The following is a 2648-nucleotide window of genomic DNA, read 5'->3' as shown; positions in this document are numbered from 1 at the left end:
CCGCGCCGCCGGTGAGCAGGTAGACGTCGTCGAACTTGTTGAACGTCATGATGAAGCGCAGCACGCCCAGCAGGGCGATCACCGGCAGCAGTTGGGGCAGCAGGATGTGCCGGAACCGTTGGGTGGGGGTGGCTCCGTCGACCCGGGCGGCCTCCTCCAGCTCACCGGGCACCGCCTGGAGCCGGGCCAGCAGGAACAGGAAGGCGAACGGAAAGTAGCGCCACGCCTCGAACACGATCACCGTGGTCAGGGCGGTCGACTCCTGGGACAGGAACGGCACCGGCGCGTCCCAGCCGAGCAGGCGCTGGCCCCACGCGTTGACGATGCCGAGCTGCGGGTCGAGCATCACCTGCCAGACGAAGGTCACCGCGACCACCGGCGCCACGTACGGCAGCAGCATGGACGCCCGGACCAGGGTGCGACCCCGGAACGGCCGGCGGACCACCAGGGCGGCCACCAGGCCGAGCACTATCGACCCGACGGTGCCGCCGACGCTGTAGATCAGCGTCACCCACAGCGTCTCGGCGAAGCCGGGGGTGTGCAGCACCCGGTCGATGTTGTCCATGGTGAAGTCGCCGAACAGGCCGGTCTTGCGCAGCGTGGCGAGCCGGACCCGTTGGAAGGCGAGCACCACGGTCCACACGATCGGGATGCCGATGACCGCGATCGTGACGAGCAGGGTCGGTGCGACCAGCGCGAGCCCGGCCCGGGATTCGCGGCGGCGCAGGGTCAGTGGTCGGCGCCGGGGTGGCTCCGGCCGCTCCCGGGTGGGGGAGCGGCCGGGGCCGGGCGCGGTGGTCGTCAATTGACGCCCGCCTTGATCGCGTCGACGTCCTTCTTGGCGCGGTTGGCGGTGGCCGTCGCGTCGGACTTGCCGGAGACGAGGTCACCCAGCACCTTGGGCACCGGCAACTCCCCGAGCATGGCGCCGACCAGCTTGCCCTGCCCCTGGCTGAGGCCCCACCGCCCGAACGTGTCCGGGCTGCGGCGCAGCGTGGCCAGCACCTCGTCGCCGTACACGTCGGCGAGGGGTTTCTTGGCGTCCACGCCGGCCTGGCTGGTGTTCCACCGGGTCAGGTACGCCTCCGGCTCGGCCGGTGTGCCCTTGCGGACCGGGAAACGGCCCTCGGGGGACATGCCGAACCAGCTCGGGTAGCCGTCACTGAGCATGTACTCCACGAAGGACTTCGCCGGGTCGGCCGCCGCGCCGTCCAGCACGGCCCAGGAGCTGATCTCGCCGTACTGGGCCGGCTCGGTGCCGTTCGGGCCCTTGATCGCGGTGACGAAGCCGCTGTTCTTCGCGAGGAACCCCGGGTCGGCCTGGCACTGCGGGCAGGTCGGCTTGGCGTCGTTACGCAGCCCGGCCAGCTCGTCGAGGATGAACGGAGACCAGATCACCATGGCCGCCTTGCCGGCGAAGTAGGTGGCCCGAGTGGTGTCCACGTCCTGCGCGCCCTTCACCGAGCTGGTGCGGATCAGGTCGCCGTAGAAGCGGAACGCCTCGACGCACTGGGGCGAATCCAGGGTGACCTTGCCCGAGTCGTCGCTGAGCTGGCAGTCGTTGGCCAGCGCCAGGTGTTCGAAGGTCTGCTGGGTGAACACGTCGCTGGGGGCGGTCGCCGCGGTGATCCCGGCGACGCCGCCGGTGTTCAGTCTCGCCGCGGCGGCGGTGATCCGCTCGTACGTGTCGGGGGCGGGCAGGCCGGCCGCGGCGAACAGGTCCTTGCGGTAGACGAGCAGTTGGCCCCAGCCGTCGCTGGGCACGGACAGCTGCTTGCCGTCGTCGGAGGTGAGCTCCAGCGCCCGCGGTGAGAACGTCTGCCGGCCCAGCTTGTCGACGACCTCCGCGTTCGCCGAGGCGTGCAGCAGCTCGTTGCCGGCGAGCGTACGGATGCCGGCGAGGGAGACCGAACCCACCACGTCGGGCAGGTCACCGGCGGCGGCGTTGGCGGCGATCAGGGAGGGGAACTGGTCCTCGTTGACGGTCACCAGGTCGACCTGGATCCCGGTCTTCGCGGTGAAGTCGGCGACGATCGCCTTGGTGGCGGTGACCCGGTCGGCGACGTCCTCCAGGCTCCAGACGGTGATCTTCTTGCTGCTGCTGTCCGATTCGTCGTCTCCGCAGGCCAGCAGGGTGGACGCTGTCAGTGCCATGATCAGGGTGGTGGCGAGTATCCGCCTCGGAGGTGCTGACATCGGTGGCACTCCTCTCGAAGGGTACATGAAGGATCCAACACCTTCGATTGATCAATAGCAAGACATATGGCTATTTTTTGCTATCCTGGAACCCAGTGCTACCGGGATGTGACACATGGGCAACTGGGTGGTCTCTCTCGCCGGGCCTCGACGGATCAGCCTCGAGCCCTGCCTCCCGGATCCGCTCGGCCCCGGCCAGGTCCGGGTCCGCACCTCCTACTCGGGCATCTCCGCCGGCACCGAGCTGACCCTCTACCGGGGCAGCAATCCCCGGCTCAGCAAGGACTGGGACGACGCGGCCCGGATGTTCGTCCCCCGGCAGACCCCGGTGCCCTACCCGCTGATCGGCTTCGGCTACGAGGAGGTCGGCGAGGTCGTCGAGGTGGCGCCGGATGTCACCGACCGCCACCCCGGGCAACTCGTCTGGGGCATCTGGGGGCACCGGGCCGAGG

The 2648-nt window shown here is 69.6% G+C and carries 3 protein-coding genes; 1 reads left to right on the top strand and 2 read right to left on the bottom strand.

The window, feature by feature from the left end; genetic code table 11:
- Together KBX34_RS32790 and KBX34_RS32785 are read right to left on the bottom strand one after the other, a co-directional pair.
- Nucleotides 1-805, bottom strand: an 805-nt coding sequence (locus KBX34_RS32790) for a carbohydrate ABC transporter permease (RefSeq protein ID WP_210928949.1), incomplete at its 3' end; no start/stop codon positions are given.
- Nucleotides 802-2196, bottom strand: a complete 1395-nt coding sequence (locus KBX34_RS32785; protein ID WP_210928948.1) for an ABC transporter substrate-binding protein — start codon at nt 2194-2196, stop codon at nt 802-804. The genes KBX34_RS32790 and KBX34_RS32785, both read right to left, overlap by 4 nt.
- Nucleotides 2197-2311: 115 nt before the next feature.
- Between KBX34_RS32785 and KBX34_RS32780 the strand changes: the two genes are divergently transcribed.
- Nucleotides 2312-2648, top strand: a 337-nt coding sequence (locus KBX34_RS32780; protein ID WP_210928947.1) for an alcohol dehydrogenase catalytic domain-containing protein, incomplete at its 3' end; no start/stop codon positions are given.

The organism is Micromonospora sp. M61, assembly GCF_018070245.1.
Taxonomy (GTDB): Bacteria; Actinomycetota; Actinomycetes; order Mycobacteriales; family Micromonosporaceae; genus Micromonospora; species Micromonospora zamorensis.
The sequence above is the reverse complement of the archived record's forward strand: the minus strand, read 5'-3'. Positions and strand labels throughout refer to the sequence as shown.

Bases quoted from the DNA above. Each gene is read 5' to 3' on its own strand.
- KBX34_RS32785 (WP_210928948.1), bottom strand. From the start codon at position 2,196: ATGTCAGCACCTCCGAGGCGGATACTCGCCACCACCCTGATCATGGCA.